This window comes from Agathobaculum sp. Marseille-P7918, from assembly GCF_964248325.1.
In the GTDB taxonomy this organism is placed as follows: domain Bacteria; phylum Bacillota; class Clostridia; order Oscillospirales; family Butyricicoccaceae; genus Agathobaculum.
In genome coordinates this window covers 511,648-535,866 of sequence record NZ_CAXTXI010000001.1, presented here as the reverse complement: position 1 = coordinate 535,866, position 24,219 = coordinate 511,648, and the positions used below count along the sequence as shown (strand labels likewise).

At 55.6% G+C, this 24,219-nt stretch carries 23 protein-coding genes; 17 read left to right on the top strand and 6 right to left on the bottom strand.

What is annotated here, in order from left to right; genetic code table 11:
* The first annotated feature begins 2 nt into the window (after positions 1-2).
* Both ilvD and pyrE read left to right on the top strand, forming a co-directional pair.
* The gene (gene ilvD, locus ACESSO_RS02695; protein WP_373163622.1) at positions 3-1,625 is read left to right on the top strand and encodes a dihydroxy-acid dehydratase; all 1,623 of its coding nucleotides are present in this window, start codon (positions 3-5) and stop codon (positions 1,623-1,625) included.
* Positions 1,626-1,741: 116 nt separating this feature from the next.
* The gene (gene pyrE / locus ACESSO_RS02690) at positions 1,742-2,404 is read left to right on the top strand and encodes an orotate phosphoribosyltransferase (protein ID WP_373163498.1); all 663 of its coding nucleotides are present in this window, start codon (positions 1,742-1,744) and stop codon (positions 2,402-2,404) included.
* Positions 2,405-2,458: 54 nt separating this feature from the next.
* On the opposite strand, the gene ACESSO_RS02685 is transcribed toward pyrE, so the two are convergent.
* The 3 genes from ACESSO_RS02685 to ACESSO_RS02675 form a co-directional block, all read right to left on the bottom strand.
* Complete coding sequence (locus ACESSO_RS02685; RefSeq protein WP_373163497.1) at positions 2,459-3,631, bottom strand: pyridoxal phosphate-dependent aminotransferase; 1,173 nt, start codon at positions 3,629-3,631, stop codon at positions 2,459-2,461.
* Positions 3,625-4,116, bottom strand: a complete 492-nt coding sequence (locus ACESSO_RS02680; protein ID WP_302665265.1) for an Lrp/AsnC family transcriptional regulator — start codon at positions 4,114-4,116, stop codon at positions 3,625-3,627. The genes ACESSO_RS02685 and ACESSO_RS02680 overlap by 7 nt, the downstream gene beginning before the upstream one ends.
* A gap of 122 nt (positions 4,117-4,238) precedes the next feature.
* The gene (locus tag ACESSO_RS02675; RefSeq protein WP_373163496.1) at positions 4,239-4,982 is read right to left on the bottom strand and encodes an AEC family transporter; all 744 of its coding nucleotides are present in this window, start codon (positions 4,980-4,982) and stop codon (positions 4,239-4,241) included.
* Positions 4,983-5,013: 31 nt separating this feature from the next.
* On the opposite strand from ACESSO_RS02675, the gene ACESSO_RS02670 reads away from it, so the two are divergent.
* Positions 5,014-5,247, top strand: coding sequence for a hypothetical protein (locus ACESSO_RS02670; RefSeq protein ID WP_373163495.1), 234 nt, complete (start codon positions 5,014-5,016; stop codon positions 5,245-5,247).
* Here ACESSO_RS02670 and ACESSO_RS02665 read toward each other — a convergent pair whose 3' ends face one another.
* Positions 5,248-6,918: a formate--tetrahydrofolate ligase gene (locus tag ACESSO_RS02665; protein WP_373163494.1), complete on the bottom strand. Its 1,671-nt coding sequence runs from the start codon at positions 6,916-6,918 to the stop codon at positions 5,248-5,250. It lies immediately after the preceding gene.
* Between the two features lie 164 nt (positions 6,919-7,082).
* Between ACESSO_RS02665 and ACESSO_RS02660 the strand changes: the two genes are divergently transcribed.
* Complete coding sequence (locus tag ACESSO_RS02660) at positions 7,083-8,213, top strand: FtsW/RodA/SpoVE family cell cycle protein (protein WP_373163493.1); 1,131 nt, start codon at positions 7,083-7,085, stop codon at positions 8,211-8,213.
* A gap of 85 nt (positions 8,214-8,298) precedes the next feature.
* Here the strand turns inward: ACESSO_RS02660 and ACESSO_RS02655 are convergent, their stop codons facing one another.
* Entirely contained in the window at positions 8,299-9,270 is a 972-nt protein-coding gene (locus tag ACESSO_RS02655) for an RluA family pseudouridine synthase (protein ID WP_373163492.1), read from the bottom strand.
* 170 nt (positions 9,271-9,440) lie between these two features.
* On the opposite strand from ACESSO_RS02655, the gene ACESSO_RS02650 reads away from it, so the two are divergent.
* The 13 genes from ACESSO_RS02650 (at position 9,441) to ACESSO_RS02590 (ending at position 23,502) form a co-directional block, all read left to right on the top strand.
* The gene (locus ACESSO_RS02650; RefSeq protein ID WP_373163491.1) at positions 9,441-9,956 is read left to right on the top strand and encodes a DUF177 domain-containing protein; all 516 of its coding nucleotides are present in this window, start codon (positions 9,441-9,443) and stop codon (positions 9,954-9,956) included.
* A gap of 48 nt (positions 9,957-10,004) precedes the next feature.
* The gene (rpmF, locus tag ACESSO_RS02645) at positions 10,005-10,190 is read left to right on the top strand and encodes a 50S ribosomal protein L32 (protein ID WP_125114771.1); all 186 of its coding nucleotides are present in this window, start codon (positions 10,005-10,007) and stop codon (positions 10,188-10,190) included.
* 148 nt (positions 10,191-10,338) lie between these two features.
* A complete protein-coding gene (locus ACESSO_RS02640) occupies positions 10,339-11,643 on the top strand; it encodes a DUF512 domain-containing protein (RefSeq protein ID WP_373163490.1) in 1,305 nt (434 codons plus the stop codon).
* 30 nt (positions 11,644-11,673) lie between these two features.
* Positions 11,674-13,002: a ribosome biogenesis GTPase Der gene (gene der, locus ACESSO_RS02635; RefSeq protein ID WP_373163489.1), complete on the top strand. Its 1,329-nt coding sequence runs from the start codon at positions 11,674-11,676 to the stop codon at positions 13,000-13,002.
* A 39-nt stretch (positions 13,003-13,041) separates the two neighbouring features.
* A complete protein-coding gene (plsY, locus tag ACESSO_RS02630; RefSeq protein WP_373163488.1) occupies positions 13,042-13,686 on the top strand; it encodes a glycerol-3-phosphate 1-O-acyltransferase PlsY in 645 nt (214 codons plus the stop codon).
* Complete coding sequence (locus ACESSO_RS02625; protein WP_373163487.1) at positions 13,683-14,696, top strand: NAD(P)H-dependent glycerol-3-phosphate dehydrogenase; 1,014 nt, start codon at positions 13,683-13,685, stop codon at positions 14,694-14,696. Before plsY ends, ACESSO_RS02625 begins: the two co-directional genes overlap by 4 nt.
* Positions 14,697-14,839: 143 nt before the next feature.
* Entirely contained in the window at positions 14,840-15,346 is a 507-nt protein-coding gene (locus tag ACESSO_RS02620; RefSeq protein WP_373163486.1) for a DUF6376 family protein, read from the top strand.
* Between the two features lie 194 nt (positions 15,347-15,540).
* Positions 15,541-16,455 (top strand): UDP-N-acetylmuramate dehydrogenase, encoded by a 915-nt coding sequence (gene murB, locus ACESSO_RS02615; RefSeq protein WP_373163485.1) that lies wholly within the window; start codon positions 15,541-15,543, stop codon positions 16,453-16,455.
* A gap of 31 nt (positions 16,456-16,486) precedes the next feature.
* Positions 16,487-17,344 (top strand): RNase adapter RapZ, encoded by an 858-nt coding sequence (gene rapZ / locus ACESSO_RS02610; protein ID WP_373163484.1) that lies wholly within the window; start codon positions 16,487-16,489, stop codon positions 17,342-17,344.
* Positions 17,345-17,367: 23 nt separating this feature from the next.
* A complete protein-coding gene (gene whiA / locus ACESSO_RS02605; protein WP_373163483.1) occupies positions 17,368-18,261 on the top strand; it encodes a DNA-binding protein WhiA in 894 nt (297 codons plus the stop codon).
* A complete protein-coding gene (locus ACESSO_RS02600; protein WP_373163482.1) occupies positions 18,262-21,777 on the top strand; it encodes a DNA polymerase III subunit alpha in 3,516 nt (1,171 codons plus the stop codon).
* 37 nt (positions 21,778-21,814) lie between these two features.
* Positions 21,815-22,789 (top strand): 6-phosphofructokinase, encoded by a 975-nt coding sequence (gene pfkA / locus ACESSO_RS02595; RefSeq protein WP_373163481.1) that lies wholly within the window; start codon positions 21,815-21,817, stop codon positions 22,787-22,789.
* Positions 22,789-23,502 (top strand): SDR family NAD(P)-dependent oxidoreductase, encoded by a 714-nt coding sequence (locus tag ACESSO_RS02590; RefSeq protein ID WP_373163479.1) that lies wholly within the window; start codon positions 22,789-22,791, stop codon positions 23,500-23,502. The genes pfkA and ACESSO_RS02590 overlap by 1 nt, the downstream gene beginning before the upstream one ends.
* A gap of 57 nt (positions 23,503-23,559) precedes the next feature.
* On the opposite strand, the gene ACESSO_RS02585 is transcribed toward ACESSO_RS02590, so the two are convergent.
* The gene (locus tag ACESSO_RS02585) at positions 23,560-24,132 is read right to left on the bottom strand and encodes an N-acetylmuramoyl-L-alanine amidase (protein WP_373163478.1); all 573 of its coding nucleotides are present in this window, start codon (positions 24,130-24,132) and stop codon (positions 23,560-23,562) included.
* Between the last annotated feature and the right edge of the window lie 87 nt (positions 24,133-24,219).

The window sequence follows — 24,219 nt, the reverse complement described above, 5'->3', positions numbered from 1 at the left end:
GTATGCCCAATCGTTCGCTGCTGCGTGCCTGTGGTTTGACCGAAGAAGAGATGAAAAAGCCGATTATCGGCGTGGTTTCCGCATACAGCGAGATTATCCCCGGTCATATCAATCTGGATAAAATTGCGGACGCTGCCAAGGCGGGCGTGCGTATCGCAGGCGGTACACCGGTACTGGTTCCGGCAATCGGCGTGTGCGACGGCATCGCCATGGGACATATCGGTATGAAGTATTCGTTGCCCAGCCGCGAATTGATTGCGGACAGCGTCGAGACGCTTGCGCAGGCACACCAGTTTGATGCGCTTGTGCTCATCCCGAACTGCGACAAGATTGTGCCCGGCATGCTGATGGCTGCGGCGCGTCTCAACATTCCGTCTATCATCATTTCCGGCGGCCCGATGCTGGCCGGTCATTATGACGGACAGGAAATCTCGCTTTCCAAGACGTTTGAGACGGTCGGTGCGTATAAGGCCGGCCTGATTGATGACGCAAAGCTTGAGGAATGCGAGTGCGGCTCGTGTCCGGGCTGCGGTTCGTGCTCGGGTATGTATACGGCAAACTCGATGAACTGCCTATCCGAAGCGATTGGTATGGCGCTGCCCGGCAATGGCACCATCCCCGCTGTCCACGCAGCGCGCATCCATCTGGCCAAGCACGCGGGCATGCAGATCATGGAATTGCTGCGCCGCGATATCAAGCCGCGCGACATCCTGACACCTGCGGCTTTCCGCAATGCGCTGACCTGCGAAATGGCGATTGGCTGCTCCACCAACTCGGTGCTGCATCTGCTGGCATTGGCCAACGAGGCGGGCGTGCCGCTTGACTTGAATGTGCTCAATGAGCTGTCTGCCAAGGTGCCGAACATTTGCCATCTGGCGCCGGCCGGTCCACACCACATTGAGGAGTTGTACATGGCGGGCGGCGTACCGGCCATCATGAAGGAGCTTACCAAACGCGACCTGCTTGACCTGTCGCTTATCACCGCGACCGGCAAGACGGTGGGCGAGAACCTTGAGGGCGTCGAGAACAAGAATCCCGAGGTCGTGCGTCCGCTGGAGAATCCGTATTCCGAGACGGGCGGCATCGCGGTGCTGTGGGGCAACATTGCCAAGAACGGCTGTGTCGTCAAGCGCTCGGCTGTCGCACCGGAAATGATGGTGCACGAAGGACCGGCGCGCGTGTTCGATTCCGAGGATGATGCAATCAAGGCCATCTATGCCGGTGAGATTCATAAGGGCGATGTTGTGGTCATTCGCTACGAAGGTCCGAAGGGCGGTCCCGGCATGCGCGAGATGCTCAATCCAACATCTGCGCTGGCCGGTATGCAGCTCGATAAGGACTGCGCGCTCATCACGGACGGTCGCTTCTCCGGCGCGTCCCGCGGCGCATCCATCGGCCACGTTTCGCCGGAAGCTGCTGCGGGCGGCGAGATCGCGCTGATTAAAGAGGGCGATATTATTGCCATCGACATTCCAAACAGCAAGGTCAATGTCCAGATTTCTGATGAGGAGATGGAGGCGCGCCGCGCAAAGTTTGTGCCGCGTGAGCCTAACATCAAGTCGGGCTGGCTGTACCGCTATTCGAGGCTGGTTACCTCGGCCGATCAGGGCGCGGTGCTGCGATAAAAACACAAAAAACCCGAAGCAACTGCTTCGGGTTTTTCTGTATAATACAGACGGCTTGTTTCCGCCGGGGAAATCTGGTATACTGGTGACAAATGAGAATAAAGGTGGAACGAGTTATGCTTTCTGAGGCGAAAAAGGAATTTATCGAGTTTATGATGAGCGCGGACGTGCTGCGCTTCGGTGACTTTACAACCAAGTCCGGTCGCAAGACTCCGTATTTTGTGAACACCGGCAATTATAAGACCGGTTTACAAAACTCCCGTTTGGGTGAGTTCTACGCCGCGCTGGTTCAGGAGACCGTTGGCGACAACTTTGACGCGATGTTCGGCCCTGCGTACAAGGGAATTCCGCTGGCGACCTCGGTTTCCGGTGCGCTGGCACGCAACTACGGTATCGACAAGCCCTTTTTCTTCAATCGCAAGGAGGCAAAGGATCACGGCGAGGGCGGCAATATCGTCGGTTACAAGCCGAAGGACGGCGACCGCGTTATCATCATCGAGGATGTTATCACGGCAGGTACGGCGATTCGAGAGACCATGCCGGTGCTCAAGGGCTGCGCAGATGTCAAGGTGACCGATATGTTTATTTCGGTCAACCGCTGCGAGGTAGGTACAACCCCGGGCAAGACCGCGGTCATGGAAGTTGGCGAGGAGTTCGGCATCAAGGTGCATGCGCTCGTTACCGTACAGGATATCCGCGAGTATCTGGCGGACAAGGCGGAGTATGCCGATTTGCTGCCGCTGATGGATGCATATATGAAGCAGTACTGCGTGTTCTAAGACAAAACTTGTATATAAAAACGGCCTGTTTCCACAGAAACAGGCCGTTTTGCTTTAAGATAAGGATTGCAGAAATTTGCGCATGCGGAAACAGGCTTCGCGCAGATGGTTCATTGAATAGGAATAGGAAATGCGCACGTGGCCTTCGCCGCTTGCGCCAAAGGCGCTGCCCGGTACGACGGCGACCTTCTCCTCTTTGAGCAGACGCTCGCAGAATTCCTCGCACGACAGTCCGGTCGAGGTGATGGATGGGAACATATAGAACGCGCCCTGCGGTTCAAAGCATTCCAGACCCATTGAGCGCAGCTCCCCGAGCAGGAAACGGCGGCGAATGTCGTATTGTGTGCGCATCCGTTCGATGTCATCCTCTCCTGAACGGATGGCCTCAATGCCCGCAAACTGCGCAGTGGTCGGCGCGGACATGATACCGAACTGGTGCACCTTGCAGATGTGGCGCATGAGTTCTTTCGGCCCCATCGCCCAGCCGAGGCGCCAGCCGGTCATCGCGTAGGACTTGGAGAAGCCATCCACGACGATGGTGCGCTCCTGCATGCCAGGCAGCTCGGCAAAGCAGACATGCGGGTCCTTGCCGTAGGTCAGGCTGCAATAGATTTCGTCCGACAGCACGACGATGTTGGTGTCGCGCAGGACGGCTGCAATCGCTTCCAGCTCGTCCCGTGTCATGATAGCGCCGGTCGGATTGTTGGGATAGGGCAGAATCAGCAGCTTAGTGCGCGGTGTGATGGCCGCGCGCAGCGCGTCCGCGGTCAGCTTGAACTGATCCTCTACGCGCGTCGGCAGCGGAACAGGTACGCCGCCCGCCATCTGGGTCAGCGGCGTATAGCAGACAAAGCTCGGCTCAGGAATCAGGACTTCCTCGCCGGGGTTGACCAGTGCACGGATAGCGTTGTCGATTGCCTCAGAGCCGCCTACGGTCACCAGAATTTCCTTATCTGCATCATAGCAGAGCTGATATTTGCGTCGGGTCAGCGCCGCGATCTGGCGGCGAAGCTCGGCAAGACCCCAGTTAGAGGTGTAGAAGGTCTGGCCTTTTTCTAAAGATTGGATACCGGCGCGGCGAATCTGCCACGGGGTCTCAAAATCCGGTTCGCCCACGCCGAGCGAAATCGCGTCAGGCATGGTTGCAACCACATCGAAGAATTTACGGATGCCGGAGGGCTTGACCTCCTTGACCCGGTTGGAGAGCAGCTGTTCGTAATCTACCATGCAATCATGACCTCTCTTTTGTCATTATCTGAGGGGTCAAATTCCACGCCGTAATCCTTATACTTTTTCAAAATGAAATGCGTGCCGGTCGAAAGGACGTTCTCCATCGGTGCGAGCTGCTCGGAGACAAAGCGCGCAACTTCACGCATGGAGCGGTCCTTGATGATGACCGTCAGGTCAAAGCCGCCGCTCATCAGATAAACGCTTTCCACCTGATGGTGGGAGTAGATTTGACGCGCGATTTCGTCAAAACCCATACCCTTCTGCGGGGTGATTTTGACCTCGATGAGTGCGGTTACGCTTTCCTTTGCGGTTTTGTCCCAGTCGATAACGGTCTTATAGCCCAGAATTGTAGAATTTTTTTCAAAAGTCCGGATAGCTTCGGTGACCTCTTCCTCGCTTGCACCGGTCATGGCGGCAAGTTGGGCGGGGGTCAGGCGAGCGTCCTGACTGAGTAAATCCAGCAGCTTTTCAGGATTTTCCATGATAATAACCTCCTGTTTGAGTCAGTTTGCGGTCATAGGATAGTGTGATTCACTGTCGTATGGCTATTATACACCAGAGAGAACGAATTTGTCCACTGTACGGCCTGCTTCTATGACAAATCTCAGATGAGCCAGTCGTATACGCCGATCATAAGCGGCATGGTGACGATGGACAGCAGGGTGGACAACACATAAAGCGCGCTCGAGTGCGCCGCGTCCCGATTGTACAGCTGCGCCAGCGAGGTGACGGTGGCGCAGGCTGGTGTGATGCAGGCCAGATAAACGGTCATCAGAATATTTTTGCCGTCCGCAATCAGGTTTGCAGCGCCGACGGCGCGAAACAGCAGCACGGTCAGCAGCGGACAAAACAGCAGGCGCAGCACCGCTGCCAGATAGCCGCGGGGTGCGGTGAACAGACGGGTGAGGGGCGTATCCGCAATGACCATGCCGGCCAGCAGCATGCCCAGCGGGCCGAGCATCGATCCGGTGGTGTTCAGCGTCTGGTTGATGAAGTCGGGCAGTTCAATGCGCAGCAGAAACAGCGCACAGCCGATAGCAATAGCGATGATATTGATGTTGAGCAGAATTTTACGCCATTCCATGCCGCCGGTGCCGCAGAGCAGGCTGCGGCAGTGTGTCCAGATGAGGATTTGCTGAATGACGAGGAAGGCGCAGGAATAGATAACATAATCCGCGCCCAGCAGAGCGTTCACTAACGGGATGACCAGAATGCCTGCGTTGGTATAAATGATAACGGCGCGTTCGATGACATCCAGCCGGAGCGGACGGGCAAGCACACGGGCAATGAGCAAGAATAACAGATGTGCTACGCCTGCAAAAGCAAAGGAATAAAGCAGTCCGCCCATCACCTGCGGCGTGTATTCCACCTGAAACGCATTGATAATGACACATGGCGTCACCAATATATACCATGACCACCGAAATGCTGCGGCTGTCCTCGGTACGCAGCAGTTTGGCCTTGACGATAATATAACCCATGAGCAGAATGAGAAAAAGCTGCACAATCTGTTCTGCCAGAATCAGACTGATTTCCATATGGTCCCCCTGTTTTGTCGATGCAATGCAGAAGCCGCCTGTCGGCGGCTCCTGTCTATGGATTTAAAATTGTGATTAGAACAGACCGGTGATTTTGCCATCGGCGTCGACGTCAATCTTTTCCGCAGCCGGCACCTTGGGCAGACCCGGCATGGTCATAATTGCGCCGGTCTCAACCACAACAAAGCCTGCGCCCGCCGCAAGACGGGCGGAGCGGACATTGACGACAAATTCGGTCGGACGGCCGAGCAGCGCCGGGTCGTCGGACAGGGAATACTGAGTCTTGGCAACGCAGACGGGTAGATTTCCGTAGCCCATCTCGGTGATGTTCATCAGTTCCTTGTGTGCTGCCGGGGCGATGGTTACGCCCAGTGCGCCGTAAATGTCCTTGGCGATCTTACGAATCTTATCTTCAAGTGGCAGTTCATCTTCATACAGCATATGGAAGTCCGCCTTGCCTTCGTCCAGCACGGCAAGAACTTCTTCGGCCAGCGCCTTGCCGCCCTCGCCGCCCTTGGCAAATACTTCGGACAAGGCGACTCGCACGCCGCGCGCGGCGCAGTGCTGACGGATGAATTCCACTTCCTCTGCGGTGTCGGTCGGGAATGCGTTGATGGCCACGACCGTCGGCACGCCGAACTTTTTCATGTTGTCCAGATGTGCGTCCAGATTGCAAATGCCATTCTCCAGAGCCGCCATATTGGGCGCGTTCAGTTCGGCCTTGGGTACGCCGCCGTTATATTTCAGAGCACGTACCGTCGCAACAATCACGATGCAGTCGGGGGACAGGCCGGCCTTGCGGCATTTGATGTCCATAAACTTTTCCGCGCCGAGATCCGCACCGAAACCGGCTTCGGTGATGGCAATATCCGCGAGTCGCAGCGCGAGTTTGGTGGCCTGCACGCTGTTGCAGCCGTGCGCGATGTTGGCGAACGGACCGCCGTGCATCAGCGCGGGCGTACCCTCCAGCGTCTGTACCAGATTGGGCTTGATAGCGTCCTTCATCAGTGCGGTCATGGCGCCTTCGGCCTTGAGATCGCGTGCGTAAATCGGCTTGCCATCATAAGAGTATGCAACCAGAATATCGCCGAAGCGCTTTTTGAGATCCTCCAGATCGGAGGCAAGGCACAGGATTGCCATGACCTCGGAGGCAACCGTAATCATAAAGTGGTCCTCGCGCGGCACGCCGTTGACCTTACCGCCCAGACCGATGGTGATGTTGCGCAGGGCGCGGTCGTTCATATCCATAACACGGGTAAAGATGATGCGGCGCGGGTCGATACCCAGCGCATTGCCCTGCTGCAGGTGGTTGTCCAGCATGGCACACAGCAGGTTGTTGGCTGCCGTGATAGCGTGCATATCGCCGGTGAAGTGCAGGTTGATGTCCTCCATCGGCACAACCTGTGCATAGCCGCCGCCGGCAGCGCCGCCCTTAATGCCGAATACCGGGCCGAGGGATGGCTCGCGCAACGCAATCATGGCTTTTTTGCCGAGCTTTGCCATTGCCTGACCAAGGCCGACGGTCGTGGTCGTCTTGCCCTCTCCTGCCGGAGTGGGGTTGATAGCGGTGACAAGCACCAGCTTGCCGTCCGGCTGACCGGCCGTTTTTTTCCAGACGTCGGCAGACAGCTTGGCCTTGTACTTCCCGTATAGTTCCAGATCCTCCGCATCCAGACCGGCGGACGCGGCAACTTCGGTGATCGGGCGCATCTGGCAGCCCTGTGCGATTTCAATATCGGATAACATAGCAGTTCCTCCCGTACATTTTACACAGTGACATTATTATAACAATGTTCTGCACAGTTTTCCAGCGGATAGACCGAAAAATTTGCCGAATTTGTGACTCGAAAAAGAGGCTGTGTTGTGGTATGATATAAAGCGTATATAATTTCGGCAAAAGGAGGGTCGGCATGGACGTTTTCAAAACGGTCACGCATTATATCAAAAATACCGACCTGTATCTGGTAATATTGGCGTTGGTCTGCTCGGGGTACGGCATGGTGTTGATCTATTCTGCAACGCTCAACCCGGTAACCGTGTATGACGGCAGTACCCGCAACCTGATTATTCAAGGTGCGGCGGTTATCATCGGTCTGGGCGCGTTTGTGGTGATGAGCCTGATTGATCTGGAGGGCATGAGCGGCTGGTGGAAAATTTTTGTGCTGGTCAACATTGGTTTGCAGTTTCTGCTGTTTACGCCTCTGGGTATGGAAGTGAATGGTCAGCGGGCATGGCTGGATCTGGGTGTGACCAGTTTGCAGCCGGGCGAACTGGGTAAGCTGATATTCATTTTCACGCTTGCCGCCCATATTTCGGAAATTAAAGATCATATCAGCGAGTGGCGCGGACTGTTTGTCATCGGCTTGCACACACTGATTATGATGGGTGCGGTTGTTATCGCATCGGGAGATACCGGCATGGCGATCCAGTACTTTATGATTGCGCTCATTATGCTGTTTGCTGCGGGGCTTTCTCTCAAATGGCTGGGTGCAGGCTTGGGGCTCGGTATCATCAGTATCCCGATCATCTGGAATTTTATCTTGAAGGATTATCAGAAAACCCGTATTCTGGTGTTATTTGATCCGTCTATTGATCCGGATGCTTCGATGCAGTCGACCTATGGTAAAATCGCCATCGGATCCGGTCAGCTTTCCGGGCAGGGGCTGACGCATGGCACGATGACACAGATGCAGATGGTATCGGAGAACCAGACTGACTACATCTTTTCGGTTGCGGGTGAGGAACTGGGCTTTATCGGCTGTATGCTGATTATCTGCCTGCTGGGTTTGCTCATTCTGCGGTTGTTTTATGTCTCTTACCGCGCCTCCACTACGTTTTCCGCGCTGCTGGCGGTAGGTGTAGGCGGCATGTTCCTGTTTCAGACTTTTATGAATATCTTTATGAATGTCGGTTTGCTGCCCGTTATGGGCCTGACGCTACCGTTCTTCTCTTACGGCGGTACCTCAGTGGTGACAATGTATGCCGCGCTTGGTATTGCGGCAGGCGTGCGAATGCGTGAAAAACCATCCTGGCTGCAATAGTAGCAATAGTAGAATATATAACAAAACGGCAGGCACATTGGTGCCTGCCGTTTTGCATGCGCAGCCGGTAAGATCGACCTTGCGCTTACGGGATTCGATAGGATGGGAAATACTGTTCTACAAAAGGAATATGCTTGACTCGGAAGGTGCGGCCATTTAAATAAGAGAGCGCGCCGGCGTTCCCTTCAAAGCGAAATGTTAGCGAATAGGCGTATAGAAGTTGACCGTTTTCACGGTAGGGGCGGTTTAACTCGTTTGTGCCGTATTTGCCGTCACCGAGCAGCGGACAGCCGATGGACGCCAAGTGCGCGCGAATCTGGTGGGTGCGTCCGGTGAGCAGTTCGCATTCGACCAGAGACAGCTTGCCGCTGCTGGCAAGCGTGCGGTAGCGTGTTTTGGCGGTTTTCGCGCCGGGGATGCGCGTTTTATGCAGCGTGACCTGCTTGCGCTTTTCATCCCGCCGCAGATAGTTTTCAATCAGTCCCTCGGGCGGTACGGGTCTGCCGTGCACCACGCACAGATAGCGTTTTTCCAGCTCGCGGTCCTTGATGCGTTCGTTAAGAATACGCAGCGCTTCGGCGGTTTTGGCGCAGATGACAATGCCGCCGGTGTTGCGGTCGATGCGGTTGCACAGCGCGGGCGCAAACGAGGCCGCGTCCTCAGGGTTCCATGCGCCGGACTGGAACAGATACGCTTGAATGTGCGCAATGAGCGTATTGGTGTCACCGTGCTCGTCAGCATGCACGACCATGCCGGGCGCTTTGTCCGCCAGCAGGATGTTCTCATCCTCATAGACGATGCGGACCTGCGGCTGCGTGATGCGGCGGAAGGCTTCTTCTTCGCGCGGCGCTTCAAAGTAGCTGTCGTTGAGGTAGAGCTGCACCGCATCGCCTTCGCAAAGGCGATAGGCGGCTTCTGTGCGTTTGCCGTTGACCTTGATGCGTTTGAGACGCAGATATTTGTGCATCATGCCGCCGGACAGCAGCGGCACCGCTTTTTCAAGAAATTTGTTCAGGCGTTGCCCGCTGTCGTTTTTTGTGATATAATATTCTCTCAAGATGCGGTATCCTTTTCTGTAAAAAATAATGGAACGCCTTCAGTATACCGCATTTCGGAAGAAAAGGGAAGTGCTCCCGCCGGATAGAGAAATGCGTTTTTTGCTGTATTTTTTGGTTGACAAAGCGGGATTGAGTGTAGTATACTATCTTAGTACCATGTGAGGTTGACATGAAGATTGATTTAAAAAAACTGACCGCGTCCCAGCATGCGTCGATTCCGTTTTCCGAAACGATTGACTTGCGGGAAGAGACTTTGTACGGGGTCAAACCGTTTCAAAGCCCGGTTCAGATGAGCGGCGAGGTTTCCGGTGAAAGCGGCATATTGCGGCTCAAGGGAACAATCAAAACGATTTACTCCACCGCCTGTGCGCGCTGTCTCAAGCCTCTTCAGGTTCTGCTGACAGCCGAGGTCGATACGGTATTGTCGGACGACCCTGATGCAGAGGAAGAGGATGATCTTTTCGTGCTGACCGGTGACAGCGTGGATCCGGCGGATGTGATGGTACCCGCATTGATTCTTCAGGTGCAGATGACCTATCTGTGCAAGGAGGATTGCAAGGGCCTGTGTCCGCACTGCGGCGCCGACCGCAATGAGGTTGACTGTGACTGCGAAAGCAAGCAGATTGACCCGCGTTTTGCCGCGCTGCGTGCTCTGCTCGATTCCGGTGAGGACGAGCGCAATTAAAGTTCGTTAATAAAAAATAAAGAAGATAGAGTAGGAGGTGTATCCACCATGGCAGTACCGAAGAGAAAGGTATCGAAAGCCCGTCGTGACAAGCGTCGTAACTCTCATTGGAAGCTCTCTCTGCCCGGCATGACTAAGTGCCCGCACTGCGGCGAGATGAAGCTGGCTCACAGAATGTGCAAGGCTTGCGGTTATTACAACGGCCGTGAGGTTGTCGCCGTTAAGGAAGCGTAAGGCGAAAACAGAACAGGAGATGGAGAAGGCGGCAACGACTTCTCCATTTTTTTTGGCTTCGTCTTGTTCGGGCCGTAAGCGCTCCGAACGAAGGAGATGTGCTGTGCATGGCGCGGGAAAAAGGAGATTGCCGAAAGGAGGGCGCTGTATGGCGTCAAAAATTGTCAGCGTGGACGCGGGCAGTCCGGCGGAGCGCGCAGGGCTGCAAGCAGGCGAAACCCTGCTGCAAATTGACGGCACTGCGATTCGCGATGTGCTGGATTACAAATTTTACAGCTATGACGCTTCGCTCACCTTGCAGGTGATGGAAGCGGACGGTAAAACTCTGCACGAGGTGCATGTGCGCAAGCGTGAGGGCGAGCCGCTGGGACTGAATTTCGAACACTATCTGATGGATGGCATGAAGCAGTGCTCGAACAAGTGTGTATTCTGCTTCATCGACCAGCTGCCGCGCGGTATGCGGAAAACGCTTTATGTCAAGGATGACGACGCGCGTATGTCCTTCCTGATGGGCAATTATATCTCAATGACCAATCTGTCCGAAGCAGATGTCGACCGTATTCTGCGCATGCACATTTCGCCGGTCAATATTTCGGTGCAGACGACCAATCCGGAGCTGCGCGTCAAGATGCTGCGCAACCCTCGTGCGGGTGAAGCGCTCAAAATCATGAGCCGCTTTGCCGAGGGCGGCATCCAGATGAACTGTCAGCTCGTGGTGTGCAAGGGCTTAAACGACGGCGAGGAGCTTGGACGCTCGCTGCGTGACCTTAAGGCGCTGTATCCTGCGGTGAATACGATTTCGGTTGTGCCGTTCGGTATGACGCGCCACCGCGAGGGATTGTATCCGCTCGAGCCGACCGACAAGGCGGCGGCTGAGGCCATTCTGGACATCGTCGAGCCGTTTGCAGACGAGTGTCTGCGCGAACTGGGCACGCGTCTGGTCTGGTGCGGGGATGAATTGTATCTCAAGGCCGAACGGCCGCTGCCGAATACCGAGTATTACGAGGATTTTACCCAGTTTGAAAACGGCATCGGTATGCTGCCGCTGTTTATGGAGGAGTTCCGACTGGCGCTGCCCGATTACTTGGGCCGAACAGCGCGTCCGTTTACCATTGCCACCGGTGCGGCAGCGGCGCCGTCTATGGCGGTTCTGCTTGACGAAGCGGCCGCAAAATGCGATAATCTGAATGGAAAAGTAGTGGAAATCCGCAATGACTTTTTTGGACATCGCGTTTCGGTTGCGGGTTTGATCACCGGACAGGATTTGATTGCGCAGCTGAGAGATCGAGATTTGGGTGAGCGTGTGCTGATTTCGGCCAACATGCTGCGCGACGGCGGCGATGTATTCCTTGATGATTACACCCCGCAGCAGGTCGCGGAAGCGATTGGCGTGCCGCTTGTGCCGGTTGAAATCGACGGCGCGGATTTGCTCGCCAAAATTTTTGAAGACTGACACCCCCGGAGCAAAGAGGAGGGAAACGATATGCCAAAACCGATTGTTGCGATTGTGGGCCGGCCGAATGTCGGCAAGAGCCAGCTGTTCAACCGACTGGCGGGCAAACGCCTGTCGATCGTGGAGGACACGCCCGGCGTAACGCGCGACCGCCTGTATGCCGAGAGCGACTGGCGCGGCCGTGATTTTACCATTATCGATACCGGCGGCATTGAGCCGAATAACGACAACGAGATTTTGCAGTTTATGCGTTTTCAGGCAGAAACGGCGATCTCGCACGCAGATGTGATTATTTTCATCACCGACTTGCGCACCGGTATTACTGCGGCTGATCAGGATGTGGCGGCCATGCTGCTGCGCTCGGGTAAGCCGATTGTTCTGGCAGTCAACAAATGTGATAAGCCGGGTCAGCCTGAGCCGGAGTTTTATGAGTTTTATAATCTTGGCTTGGGTGAGCCGTACGGTATTTCCGCACTGCACGGCTACGGAATGGGCGAGCTGCTGGACGCGGCATATGAGCATTTCCCGCCCGAAGACGAGAATGGCGAGGATGAGGAGCGCATTCGCGTTGCGCTCATCGGCAAGCCGAACGTCGGTAAATCCAGCCTGCTCAACCGTGTGCTGGGCGAGGAGCGTGTCATTGTGTCCAATATGGCCGGTACCACGCGCGACAGCGTGGATGCCGATGTGGATAATGCGCACGGCAAGTTCACCTTCATCGATACTGCGGGCATTCGCAAGAAGAGCAAGGTAGATGAAAAAATTGAGAAATACTCGGTGATGCGTTCGCTGCTTGCGGTCGAGCGCGCGGACGTATGTGTCATCATGATTGATGCGACCGAGGGAGTGACCGAGCAGGACACTAAGGTCGCGGGCGAGGCGCATAATGCGGGTAAGGCGTGCATTATTGTTGTCAACAAATGGGATTTGGTTGAAAAAGACGGCTCAACCATGAAGGAATATACGCTGCGCGTGCGAGAGGGCCTTGCCTATATGCCGTATGCGCCTGTGCTGTTCATCTCGGCGCAGACTGGCCAGCGTGTCGACAAGCTGTTCGGACTGATTCACGAGGTTTACGAGCAGAACCACATGCGCATCCCGACCGGTCGACTCAACTCGATTCTGGCTGAGGCGACTGCCCGCGTGCAGCCGCCGACCGATAAGGGGCGTCGTCTGCGTATTTTCTATATGACGCAGGCATCTACCTGCCCGCCGACCTTTGTTTGCTTCTGCAACGATGCACGGCTGTTCCATTTTTCCTATCAGCGCTATCTGGAAAATCAGATTCGTGAGGTGTTCGGCCTGACCGGTACGCCGGTGCGCATGGTAATCCGGGAGCGCAGCGATAAGAAGGGATAATGAGCGCAGCTGATATTTCTGAAACTGGGGGAAAACCATATGACACTTACGCATTTTGCTATCATTGCGGTGTGTGCTTACCTGCTCGGCTCGCTGAGTTTTGCAATCATTGTCAGTAAGGTCACGCTGGGGAAGGATATCCGGGAATACGGCAGCGGCAACGCAGGGCTGACTAACTCTTACCGCACAATGGGCGCGGGCAAGACACTGTTTGTTCTGCTGGGCGATATTGCCAAGGGCGCGGCCGCAGTTTCGATTGGCGCTATGCTGGCCGGACCGGTTGGTAAGCTGGTAGCGGGTATCTTTGTCATTCTGGGGCATATGTTTCCGCTGTATTTCGGCTTTCGCGGCGGCAAGGGCGTGCTGGTCGGTGCGGTAATGCTGCTGTTGTTCGACTGGCGCATTTTCCTGATTGCATTTGTACTGTTTTTTATTGCGGTGGCGCTGACACGCTGGATTTCCCTCGGATCGATTCTGGGTGCTATCAGCTTTCCCATCACCACCTTTGTATTTTACGACGATCCCGTGCTGATTGCCATGGCGTTCGGCATGGCGGTGGCGGTGATTTTCATGCATCGCTCGAATATCGCGCGCATTTTGCGCGGCGAGGAAAACAAGTTTTCCTTCAAAAGCAAGAAAACCATTGAACAGTCCGATCGTAACGGAGAGGAGAACGGAAAATGAAGGTTTTTGTACTTGGTACCGGTGGCTGGGGTATTGCGCTGGCACTGCTGCTGCATGACAACGGCCATGAGGTAACCTCGTGGACCTATTTGCAGGAGGAGTGCGACCTGTTGCTGCGCGACCGCGCCAATGAAAAACTGCTGCCGGGCGTTAAAATTCCGGAGGGCATTGCGATTACCACCGATATGTCGGGCGCGGCAAAGGCTGATCTTATCGTGATGGCGGTGCCGTCGTTTGCGGTCGCGTCCACGGCAGAGCAGCTGGCGGATATCGTTCCGGCGGGTACGGTGATTGTCAACGTCGGCAAAGGACTGGATGCCAAGCATGGCTACTGTCGCTTTTCACAGACGATTGACCGCGCGATGCATGGCAATAACCCGGTCGTTGCGCTGACCGGCCCGACCCATGCGGAGGAGGTATCACGCGGCGTTCCCACCGCTATTGTGGCTGCATCGGAAAGCCGCGCCGCAGCGGAACTGACGCAGGCGGCATTCATGAACGAAAGCTATTTCCGCGTTTACACTTCGGCGGATATTATCGGCTGTGAGCTTGGCGGCGCGTTTAAGAATATCATTGCGCTGGGCGCGGGCATCGCGGACGGCCTTGGCATGGGCGATAACTCCAAGGCGGCCTTTATGACGCGCGGCTTGACCGAGATTGCGCGGCTGGGCGTCCAGCTGGGTGCGCGACAGGAGACATTTGCGGGCCTATCCGGCGTGGGCGACCTGATTGTAACCTGCTGCTCGATGCATTCGCGCAACCGTCGTGCAGGTATCCTGATTGGCAAGGGAAAGACCGTGCAGGAGGCCATGCAGGAGGTCGGCGCGACCGTGGAAGGGTATTACGCAACCGAGGCGGGCTACCATCTGGCAAAACAGCAGGGCGTTTCCATGCCGATTACGGAAGCAATGTATGAGGTGCTGTATAACGGTCTGCCTGCCACCGAAGCAAGCCGCCTGCTGTTGGGTCGTCCGCGGCGCGGCGAGCATGAGGAAGTTTGGGTGCACTGAGACTTAATAGGTAAAATGCACAGGAATTTCCTGATAAGTTTGCATACCTACTGTCAATATATGACTTTACAATTCTGCTCTCTTCCTTTATAATGCTTAATACAGTCTTGAAAAAAACAAGTAAGGGTAAGGAGAGACACAGTATGAAGAAGAATATGACGAAGCGTTTGTTGGCTGCACTGCTCGCAGCGGCACTGGCATTTTCCCTGGCGGCTTGCGGCGGCGGAAACAATGCTGGTAACGGTGAGAACAGCGGCGAAACCGGCGAAGCTGCATCGGCTGCTCTGACTGAGGAAGAGTACCAGCAGGCGGTTGAGGATCTGAGCACAGAGATGAGCGAGATCCAGAACAGCGCCAGCACGGCCGTTACCGATCCGGAATCGGCCAAGGAAGTACTGGAGACCATGAAGACTTCGCTGAATGATTTCATTGCCATCACTCCCCCGGAAGCTTATGCGGATGCGCATGCAAAGCTCCAGTCCGGCTGCCAGTCGCTGATCGAGTTCATTGATACCGTTGCTGCAATGACGGAAGAGACCGACCAGACCAAGCTGTCTGAGCTGACCACGAAGATGAGCGAGCAGCTGGAAGCTGCCATGACCGATATGGCGGAAGGCGCCAGCATGCTGCAGGAAGCAAGCGGTTCGTAAAATCCATAAAATAGGAAATCAAAAAAGGCACCCTTCGGGGTGCCTTTGATTTGCACTTTGCGTCCGTATTTGGTATAATACTTGCGAACATGGAACAATACTGCTGCTGTGCGGCGCGGATGCGGAAGAATCGCATCGGACTGCCGCTGCGGCTCACTGTGTATACTTACCGGTTAATAGCAATGGAGGATTATATGGAAAATATCAATGCATGCAAGGCCGCACTGCGCGCTGCCGTTCCGGATATAGAGATAGCGGAGGCAGAGCCGATGAGCCGCCATACGACATTTGCCATCGGCGGGCCTGCCGATCTGTTTGTCACGCCAAAAACGTCGGAACAACTGTCGGAAGCGCTTAAGGTGATTCGGGACTGCAGCGTGCCGCTGCTGTTGTTGGGCAATGGATCGAATATGTTGGTTGCGGACGCGGGTTACCGTGGAGCGGTCATTTGCATGACCGAGCTGGATGATGTACGCACGGGCGATGACAACACGCTGGTGGCGCAGGCGGGTGCACTGCTTGGCCGCGTGGCCCGACGCGCACAGCGCGCAGGACTGACCGGCGCGGAGTTTTCCGGCGGTATTCCGGGCAGCGTAGGCGGCGCGGTGTTTATGAACGCCGGGGCGTATGACGGACAGATGCAAGGGATTGTGGAAAAAACCGAATACTTGGATGGTGAGGGAAACCTGCACACGCTTACGGGTGAAGAGCATTGCTTTGGCTATCGTAACAGTGCGTTCCGCGCGCATCCGGATTGGACGGTTGTCCGCACGACCATGCGGCTGCAGCCGGGTGATCCGGCGGCGATTTTGGATAAGATGAATGATTTTGCACAGCGCCGGCGAGATAAGCAGCCGCTTAATTTCCCGTCTGCCGGTTCGACCTTCAAGCGGCCGGAGGGATATTTTGCCGGAAGGCTGATTGAGGACGCGGGCCTAAAGGGTGTTTCAGTCGGCGCGGCGCAGGTTTCAGAAAAGCACGCGGGATTTTTAATCAATCGCGGCGGTGCGACTTGCGACGAAATGCTTCGTCTGATTGAACTGGTGCAGCAGCGTGTGCGCGAGCAGTTCGGCGTGGAGCTGGAATGCGAGGTGCGCATCGTTCGCTAAAGCGTGTTGCCGAACAAGGGGGTTGGCATAAATGTATTTTTTAATTGTTTCGGGCATGTCGGGCGCAGGAAAGAGTCGCGCGGTTGCCACGTTTGAGGATTTGGGCTATTACTGCGTGGATAATCTGCCGATTGCGCTGATTCCGCGCTTTGCGGAGATCTGCCTTGCCGCAACCGAGCGGTACGAGCGGGTCGCACTGGTTACTGATGTGCGTGCGGGCGGGGACTTTCAGCAGCTGTTTGATTCCCTTGATTCGATCAAAACGATGGGCTGTGATTATCGCATCCTGTTTCTGGATACGGATACGCCGACGCTTATCCGGCGCTTCAAGGAGACGCGCCGCAAGCATCCGCTGATGGAAAAGGGCATATCCATGACCGCAGCGATCGAAAAAGAGCGCAATATGCTGGCAGCACTCCGCAACCGAGCGGATTTCGTGGTCGATACGACCGGCTTGTCCGCTGCCGGGCTGCGTGAACGCCTGCTTGCCTTGTTCTCCGGTACGGAAGGCAGCGGCGCGTTCGAGGTGATCGTGCAGTCGTTTGGTTTCAAATACGGTATTCCGCCGGAGTCCGATTTGGTGTTTGACGTGCGGTTTCTGCCAAACCCGTATTACGAGATGAGCCTTCGTGAGAAAAACGGCACCGACCCAGACGTACGTGATTATGTATTCCAAGGCGGCACGGCGGATGCGCTGATGGGGCATCTGACCAGTCTGATTGATTTTCTGCTGCCGCGTTATATGGCGGAGGGTAAGTCCAACGTCATCATCGGCATTGGATGCACGGGCGGCAAGCATCGTTCGGTCGCCATTGCTGATGCGCTCAGCAAGCATCTGCGTGGTCATGATTACGGTGTGGTCACCATGCACCGCGATTATCAGAGATAAAAAGAGAAAAACAGGGAGCAGAAATGTCCTTTTCAACTGAAGTAAAAAATGAGCTGTGCCGTGTGTCGATGCAGCGTGCATGCTGCACGCGGGCGGAGGCCTATGGCGCATTGCTGCATGCAACGGTTTTCTCCCATAGGGAGATCCGCCTGTCTACAGAAAACGCCGTGGTTGCGCGTCGCTTGCAGGCCTTGCTGCAGCGCGCGTTTTTTGTCGTGTGTGAGCCGCAGCGACAGGGCAGAAAATATCAGATTGTGATCGATCAATCGACGCAGATCGGTCGGATTTTTGATGCGCTGGGGTATGACCGGAAAAGCCATGTGACCTATCATCTTAATCGCAACGAGTTGGAAGAGGAGTGCTGCTTAGCGTCTTTTTTGCGCGGTGCATTTATGATGGCGGGCACGGTGGCAGGACCGGAGAAAAAGAGTCATCTGGAACTGAAAAGCGGGCATCAAAGCCTTGCCGGAGAGGAGACCAGCCTGCTGCTGGATTTGGGCCTGTCTCCCAAGCTCGCACGGCGGGGCGGCACGTGCCTGCTGTATTTTAAAGACAGTGCGAGTGTGGAGGATTTTCTGACCCGTATCGGCGCGCCGCATGCAGCGATGGCGCTGATGGAGGCCAAGGTAGAGAAAAACCTGCGCAATACAATCAACCGGCAGGTCAACTGCGAAACGGCCAATCTGGTCAAGACGGCGGATGCTGCCGCGCGGCAGATTGCGGCCATTCGTGCCGTGCTCGATACGCGTGGTGAGAAGGCGTTTCCGGAGAATCTGCGCGAGACCGTTCGCTTACGGTTGGCGTATCCGACCGATACGCTGGCAGAACTGGCGCAGCGGTTCGAGCCGCCGATTTCCAAGTCGGGATTGAGCCATCGATTGAAAAAAATTACTGAGTTTGCGTCAAAGGAGGACTAAATGGTACCGTTTGCGCATTTGCATGTGCATAGTGAATACAGCCTGCTGGACGGCGCATGCCGTATCGAGGGTTTGGTGGACCGTGTGGCGGCCTTGGGCCAGACTGCGTGCGCGCTGACCGATCACGGCGTGATGTACGGTGTAATCGACTTTTACCGCGCGTGCAAGGCCAAAGGCGTGCATCCGGTCATTGGATGCGAGGTATATCTTGCACCGCATTCCCGGTTTGACCGCAGCTATATGAACGGTGAGTGGCACAGCCACCTGATTTTGTTGTGCGAAAATATGACCGGTTATCGCAATCTCATCCATATGGTGTCACTCGGATTTTCTGAGGGTTTCTATATGAAGCCGCGCATCGATATGGAGCTGCTGCGGCAGCACAGTGAGGGCTTGATTTGTCTGTCCGCCTGCCTTGCGGGTGTTATTCCCCGTGCGTTGGCTGAGGGGGATATGGATGGCGCGTATGAGCTGTGCGAGCAATTTCTCGAAATCTTTGGCCGCGACCATTTCTATCTGGAAGTGCAGGACCACGGCATTGACGTGCAGAAGAAGGTCAACGAGGGACTGTTCCAGTTGGCCGATGAGCTGAATATCGGTTTGGTTGCAACCAATGACGCACATTATCTGACCAAAAAAGACGCGCGCATTCAGGATGTCCTCATGTCCATTCAGATGGGTAAAACGGTGGACGACCCCACGCGCATGAAGTTTGAAACTGAGGAATTCTACATCAAAGATGCGGACGAGATGGCCGCATTGTTCCCAAATCATCCCGAAGCACTTGCCAATACGGTCAAAATTGCCGAGCGGTGTCAGGTCGAATTTGAGTTCGGCAAATATCACCTGCCGGAATTTGATGTGCCGGAAGGGTATACCGCCCTGCAGTACCTGCAAAAGCTATGCGATGAGGGCTTTGCCGTGCGCTATCCGAAGGATGACGGTACAGTGCGGGCGCGCTTGCAGTATGAGATCGACATGATTGCCAAGATGGGCTTTGTCGATTACTTTCTGATTGTTTCCGACTTCATCGGATATGCTAAGCGGCAGGGTATTCCGGTCGGGCCGGGGCGCGGCTCGGCGGCAGGGTCGATCGTGTCCTACTGTCTGGGTATTACCGACCTTGATCCTATCCATTATTCGCTCTATTTCGAGAGATTTTTGAATCCGGAGCGCGTGTCCATGCCGGATATCGACGTGGACTTCTGCTATGTGCGCCGTCCTGAGGTCATTGAATACGTCACCAATAAGTACGGGAAGGACCGCGTCGCGCAGATCGTTACCTTCGGTACGATGGCGGCGCGCGGCGCCATCCGCGACGTGGGTCGTGCGCTCAACATCCCGTATAATGAGGTTGACGTCGTCGCCAAGCAGGTGCCCAATGAGCTGCACATCACGATTGACAAGGCGCTCTCGGTCAATCCGGAACTGAAAAAAATGTACGACGAGAAACCGCAGGTACGCGAACTCATCGACACGGCGCGCGCGCTCGAAGGTATGCCGCGCCATGCGTCCACGCATGCGGCGGGTGTGGTTATCACCAAGGACCCGGTCGACACCTATGTGCCGCTGGCGCGCAACGACGAGCAGATGGTCACGCAGTTTACCATGACCACGCTCGAAGAGCTGGGCCTGCTCAAAATGGACTTTCTTGGTCTGCGCAACCTGACGGTGATTGCAGATGCAGAAAAAATGATTCGCCGTCATGTGCCGGATTTCAATATCGAAAAGGTGGACATGAGCGATAAGGCCACCTATGAAATGCTGGGCCGCGGCTCGACGATGGGCGTATTCCAGCTCGAAAGCGCGGGCATCACCAATGTTGTTACCGGCCTGCAGCCGCAGTCCATCGAGGACATCACCGCGGTCGTGGCGCTGTACCGGCCGGGGCCGATGCAGTCTATCCCGCGCTATATTGAGTGCCGCCACCATCCGGAAAAGGTGACATATAAGCATCCTCTGCTCGAGCCGATTTTAAGCGTCACTTATGGCTGCATGATTTATCAGGAACAGGTCATGCAGGTGTTTCAGTCGCTGGCAGGCTACTCGCTCGGCAAGGCGGACATGGTGCGCCGTGCGATGAGCAAGAAAAAGATGAAGGAGCTGGAAAAGGAACGCGTCAACTTCATCCACGGTAACGAGGAACTCGGCATTGACGGTGCAGTGAAGCGCGGTGTGCCGGAAGCTGTTGCGGCAAGCCTGTTTGATGAAATCATGGATTTTGCCAACTACGCTTTTAACAAGGCGCATGCGGTGTGCTATGCGGTGGTTTCTTTCCGCACGGCATATCTCAAATGTCATTATCCGCGTGAATATATGGCAGCGCTGCTAACCAGTGTGCTTGATTCTTCGGACAAGATTTCCGAATATATTCAGGCTGCGCGCGAAATGGGCATTTCGGTGCTGCCGCCCGATGTCAACGAGTCGTTTGATGGATTTTCGGTTTCCGGGCGCGATATTCGTTTTGGCCTTGCCGCTGTCAAGGGCGTGGGCCGTTCGTTCATGAAGCAGCTGGTGGCAGAACGTGAGACGGGCGGACTGTTTTCTTCGTTTCAGGAGTTCTGTGAGCGCATGTACGACCGCGAACTGAACCGCCGCGCGCTTGAAAGTCTCATTAAAGCGGGTGCATTTGACTCGATGGGCTACCGCCGCAGTCAGCTGATTCAGATTGTGGGCGCGGTGGTAGATGCGATTGCGCAGAGCCGCAAAAAGAATATCGAAGGGCAGATGGATCTGTTCGGTATGGGCAACGATGCGGTGCAGGATACACAGATAGCCTTGCCGGATATTCCGGAGGTTTCCAAGCGGGAATTGCTTGCGATGGAAAAGGAAACAACCGGACTGTACCTGTCCGGACATCCGATGGACGAATACCGTGATTTGGCGAGACAGGCGCAGGCGGCCTCGGTCCGGCAGATTATTGATGACTTGTCCGGCGAGAGTGCACAGCCGCAGTATAAAGATGGTATGACCGTTCATTTGGCGTGCGTTATCACGGCGGTACGGCTCAAATCCACGAAAAACGGCTCGATGATGGCATATGTAACGGTGGAGGACGAGTCGGCGGCTATTGAACTGGTCGTGTTTCCGAGATCGCTGCAGCAGTGCGGCGCGTATCTGACCGAAGACAGCGCGGTGTTGCTGACCGGTAAAATTGATGCACGTGAGGATGAGGCACCCAAGATTCTTTTAAACGAAGCGCAGCCGTTGACCGAAGCGGCAGTCAGCAGTATGCAGGCGCGTGAGCATCCGCAGCAGTCGGTTTATACCGATGCGCAGGCAGCGCGTATGGCACCGCAAAAGCTCTATCTGCGTATTTCCAGCATGCAGAGCGATGAATGGCCGCAGATCAAAGCGGTTTTGGTTACGCAGTCGGGCGATACACCGGTATATTTGTACCCGACGGATACCAAAAAGAAGACACTTGCGGCTCGACGATACTGGTGCAGACCGGATGTTCCGCTTTTGGAAAAATTACGCTTTCTCTTAGGGGAAGAAAATGTTATAATGAATTAAAATAAAAATTATCAGCACCGATACAGGGAGGCTCATTATGGACAAGCAGATTCGTAGAATTGGCGTACTCACCAGCGGCGGCGACGCCCCCGGTATGAATGCATTGATTCGCGCGGTCGTTCGAACCGCATCCGCAAATGATATTTCCGTGCTTGGCATTCGCCGTGGTTACAGCGGTCTTATCAACGGTGACATCATTGAGATGGGGGCGCGCAGTGTCGACGGCATCATCCGTCGCGGCGGCACGATGCTGTATACCGCGCGCTGCAAGGAGATGATGACCGAGGAGGGGCTGCAAAAGGCGGCGGACACCTGCAAATATCTCGGCATCGACGGCCTGATTTGCTGCGGCGGTGACGGTACCTTCCGTGGCGCGCAGGCACTTTCCCGCAAGGGCGTGCCGTGCATCGGCGTGCCCGGTACGATTGACAATGATATCGTATGCACGGATTACACCATTGGCTTTGATACAGCATGCAATACTGCAATTGAATGCATCGACAAGCTGCGCGATACCATGCAGTCGCATGAACGCTGCTCTGTTGTAGAGGTAATGGGACGCCGCGCAGGCCATCTGGCACTGCATGTTGGCTGCGCGGTTGGCGCAACAGCGATCTGCCTGCCCGAGCGCAAACTGGATTTTGACATCGATATTGTAGAAAAAATGCGTGTCGGCCGCATCAAGGGCCGCAATCACCACATCATCATCGTAGCGGAGGGCTATGGCTCTGCGCAGGAGGTTGCTGACCACATTCATGAGGCGACGGGTATCGACACCCGCGTGACTATTCTGGGCCATATCCAGCGCGGCGGCTCCCCGAGCGCACAGGACCGCGTTATGGCAACCCGCATGGGCTATGCGGCTGTGCGTGCGCTGATGGAAGGCAAGACCAATCGTGTGGTGGTGTTTGATAATAATCAGGTTACTGATTTGGATATCGAAGAGGGCCTGTCCCGCGATAAGGATTTGAATCAGTGCCTGTTTGAAGCGCAGCAGACGGTTGCAATCTGATGGCGCAGACGGTTTTTATTACAGGAGGATCACGCGGTATCGGCGCGGCGTGTGTGCGTGCATTTGCCGCGGCCGGCTGGCAGGTTGCGTTTACCTATCGAGTCAGTCGGGAGGTAGCCGGCGCGCTGGCGGAGCAAACCGGTGCATTGGCGTTGTGTGCCGATCTGCATGACGATAAGGCGGTCAGCCGTGCGTTTGGAGAGGTGCGCGGTCATTTCGGCGCGCCGGATGCCGTGGTGTGCAATGCAGGCATTGCGGAGCAGAAATTGTTTCAGGACATTACGGATGAGGACTGGCTGCACATGCTGGATGTCAACCTGCTGGGAGCAGTGCGCACCATTCGCGCCGCGCTGCCCGACCTGTTGCACCGAAAGCATGGCAGCATCGTGACCATTTCGTCTATTTGGGGACAGATGGGCGCATCCTGCGAAAGCCATTATGCGGCGAGCAAGGCGGCGCTGATTGGGCTGACTAAGTCGTTAGCGCAGGAACTCGGGCCGAGCGGCATCCGGGTCAACTGCGTGGCCCCCGGCGTAATCGACACGGATATGAATGCGATGCACAGCGGTGAAACCATGCGCGGGCTGGCGGCGGAAACGCCGCTTGGTCGAATCGGTACTGCGGATGAGGTGGCGCAGAGCGTGCTGTATTTTTGCTCGGAGCGTGCTTCGTTTATCACTGGGCAGGTGCTTGGTGTGACCGGCGGATTCTGATCGTCGGACAAATGGGTACACAGAAAAAGGTCTTGCCTCCAGGCAAGACCTTTTTGATTACAGCGGGCTGAAGCCGAAGTAGCTGAGCATACCGTTATAGATACCTTGTGCGAAGCCGTAGGGGTCGTTCTCGAGCTTTTGGGCATCCGCTTCGTTACTCAGATAGGCCAGTTCGACCAGAATAGCAGGCATTCGGGTGCGGCGCAGCACATACAGGCTGGGGTTGAGCCGCACGCCGTTGTCCTTGGTGCCGACACGATTGACAATACCTTGCAGCACATGCTGCGCCAGCCAGTAGGGCTGGGTGTTCTGCTGATAAACGTAAACCTCGGTGCCGTTGATGGCAGGGTTGACGTTGGAATTGCAGTGGATGCTGATGAAGTAATCCGCAGGCCAGCTGTTGGCCATGTTGACGCGCATGGCAAGGCTGGTCGCGTTGCTCGTGCCGAGAATTTCGGTCGGGCTGTTGCGGCTCAGCCGAACGGCAAAGCGCGGGTCGGCGCGCAGCAGGTCGGCAAGGTACATGCTGACAGCATAGTTCACGTCCTGCTCGCGCAGGCCGTTGCCTTCCGCGCCGGTGTTCGGACCGGTCGGGTTGTGTCCCGGGTCAATAAAAATACGGATGGGCAAAAAATCACCTCCTCGGTTCATTGTATTCCGTCGGATATCGGAACGGGACACAGGGGACGGCAAAATACTGCGCTGTGCTTGACGCAG

What these genes read in the sequence shown, in the direction of transcription:
- ilvD (WP_373163622.1), top strand. Translation starts at nt 3, where the DNA reads ATGCCCAATCGTTCGCTGCTGCGTGCCTGTGGTTTGACCGAAGAAGAG.
- pyrE (WP_373163498.1), top strand. Translation starts at nt 1,742, where the DNA reads ATGCTTTCTGAGGCGAAAAAGGAATTTATCGAGTTTATGATGAGCGCG.
- ACESSO_RS02685 (WP_373163497.1), bottom strand. Translation starts at nt 3,631, where the DNA reads ATGGTAGATTACGAACAGCTGCTCTCCAACCGGGTCAAGGAGGTCAAG.
- ACESSO_RS02680 (WP_302665265.1), bottom strand. Translation starts at nt 4,116, where the DNA reads ATGGAAAATCCTGAAAAGCTGCTGGATTTACTCAGTCAGGACGCTCGC.
- ACESSO_RS02675 (WP_373163496.1), bottom strand. Translation starts at nt 4,982, where the DNA reads ATGGGCGGACTGCTTTATTCCTTTGCTTTTGCAGGCGTAGCACATCTG.
- ACESSO_RS02665 (WP_373163494.1), bottom strand. Translation starts at nt 6,918, where the DNA reads ATGTTATCCGATATTGAAATCGCACAGGGCTGCCAGATGCGCCCGATC.
- ACESSO_RS02660 (WP_373163493.1), top strand. Translation starts at nt 7,083, where the DNA reads ATGGACGTTTTCAAAACGGTCACGCATTATATCAAAAATACCGACCTG.
- ACESSO_RS02650 (WP_373163491.1), top strand. Translation starts at nt 9,441, where the DNA reads ATGAAGATTGATTTAAAAAAACTGACCGCGTCCCAGCATGCGTCGATT.
- rpmF (WP_125114771.1), top strand. Translation starts at nt 10,005, where the DNA reads ATGGCAGTACCGAAGAGAAAGGTATCGAAAGCCCGTCGTGACAAGCGT.
- ACESSO_RS02640 (WP_373163490.1), top strand. Translation starts at nt 10,339, where the DNA reads ATGGCGTCAAAAATTGTCAGCGTGGACGCGGGCAGTCCGGCGGAGCGC.
- der (WP_373163489.1), top strand. Translation starts at nt 11,674, where the DNA reads ATGCCAAAACCGATTGTTGCGATTGTGGGCCGGCCGAATGTCGGCAAG.
- plsY (WP_373163488.1), top strand. Translation starts at nt 13,042, where the DNA reads ATGACACTTACGCATTTTGCTATCATTGCGGTGTGTGCTTACCTGCTC.
- ACESSO_RS02625 (WP_373163487.1), top strand. Translation starts at nt 13,683, where the DNA reads ATGAAGGTTTTTGTACTTGGTACCGGTGGCTGGGGTATTGCGCTGGCA.
- ACESSO_RS02620 (WP_373163486.1), top strand. Translation starts at nt 14,840, where the DNA reads ATGAAGAAGAATATGACGAAGCGTTTGTTGGCTGCACTGCTCGCAGCG.
- murB (WP_373163485.1), top strand. Translation starts at nt 15,541, where the DNA reads ATGGAAAATATCAATGCATGCAAGGCCGCACTGCGCGCTGCCGTTCCG.
- rapZ (WP_373163484.1), top strand. Translation starts at nt 16,487, where the DNA reads ATGTATTTTTTAATTGTTTCGGGCATGTCGGGCGCAGGAAAGAGTCGC.
- whiA (WP_373163483.1), top strand. Translation starts at nt 17,368, where the DNA reads ATGTCCTTTTCAACTGAAGTAAAAAATGAGCTGTGCCGTGTGTCGATG.
- ACESSO_RS02600 (WP_373163482.1), top strand. Translation starts at nt 18,262, where the DNA reads ATGGTACCGTTTGCGCATTTGCATGTGCATAGTGAATACAGCCTGCTG.
- pfkA (WP_373163481.1), top strand. Translation starts at nt 21,815, where the DNA reads ATGGACAAGCAGATTCGTAGAATTGGCGTACTCACCAGCGGCGGCGAC.
- ACESSO_RS02590 (WP_373163479.1), top strand. Translation starts at nt 22,789, where the DNA reads ATGGCGCAGACGGTTTTTATTACAGGAGGATCACGCGGTATCGGCGCG.